1 protein-coding gene is annotated in these 1,237 nt (G+C 63.8%); it reads left to right on the forward strand.

Annotation, left to right across the window (positions count from 1 at the left end; all coding sequences use genetic code 11):
- Nucleotides 1-53: 53 nt before the first annotated feature.
- A partial coding sequence (locus IWX87_RS19465; RefSeq protein WP_370583956.1) for an IS4 family transposase occupies nucleotides 54-1,237 on the forward strand: 1,184 nt, incomplete at its 3' end.

A 1,237-nucleotide genomic window follows, 5' to 3' on the forward strand; every position in this document is an offset into this window, starting at 1 on the left:
CAAGAAAGATTTGAAGGAAAACGATGGGCTGGGCAGGCACTGAATTTGAGACGATAGACTTGGGCGATGAGCGGCGCAACAAGCGGGCCATCCGGCTGGTGGAGCGCTTGAGCGCCCAGCCCATGGCGAGCGTGCCGCAAGCCTGCGGGGACTGGGCCGACACCATGGCGGCGTACCGGTTCTTCGGCAACGAGGAAGTCGATTGGCGTGCGATTTTGGGCGCGCACACGGACTGCGCCAAGACGCGCATGGCCGGGCACGAGGTGGTGCTGTGCATTCAGGACACGACCGAGCTGGACTTCAACGGGCAGGAGGCCAGCGGCCTGGGGCCGCTGAGCTACGAAGCGCAGCGCGGCATGTACGCGCATCCGACCTACGCCGTGTCGACTTCGCGCGAACCGCTGGGCGTGCTCGACGCGTGGATGTGGGCACGCGAACCCAAAAACAAGGACGGCAGCCGCCCCGGCATCAAGGAGAGTGTGCGCTGGGTGGAAGGTTACGAGCGGCTGGCCGAAATGGCCGCCGAGTTGTCCGGCACCCGGTTGGTGTACCTGGCTGACCGCGAGGCCGACATCATGGAGTTGATGCGGCGTGCGCGCGCGCTGGGCACGCCTGTGGACTGGCTGCTGCGCTCCCAACACAACCGCACCCTGTCCAGCGGCGACAAACTCTGGATCTCTGTGTTGCAAAGCGAGCCTCTGGGCGAAATACGCTTTGTAATGGCCTCGCGCAAGGGCCAGCGCGCCCGTGAAGTGGTCCAGCAGGTGTGGGCGCAAATGCTCGAACTGCCCGATGGCAAAGGCCACTTTGTGCAGGCCAGTTGCATCGTGGCCAAGGAAATGCAGCCTGCCGCAGGCGACAAGCCTGTCGAGTGGCGGCTGCTGACCAATCTACCGGTGCAGAGCCTGGAGCAGGCCGCGCGCATGATTGACTGGTACCGGGCCCGCTGGGAAATCGAGATGTTCTTTCATGTCCTGAAGAACGGCTGCCGCATCGAGGCGCTGCAACTGGGAAGCATCGAGAAGATTGAGCGCGCGCTGGTGCTGTACATGGTGGTGGCCTGGCGTATCGCCCGGCTGATGCGGCTGGGGCGAAGTTGCCCGGACCTGGATGCCCAGTTGATGTTCGAGCCCGATGAGTGGAAAGCCGCCTACATCCTGAACAAGCAGAAGCTGCCAAGCAAGCCGCCCACGCTCAACGAGGTGGTGCGCTTGGTTGCCAGACTCGGTGGCTTTCT

The sequence above is a fragment of the Polaromonas sp. CG_9.7 genome, from assembly GCF_015752205.1.
Classification (GTDB): Bacteria; Pseudomonadota; Gammaproteobacteria; order Burkholderiales; family Burkholderiaceae_C; genus Polaromonas.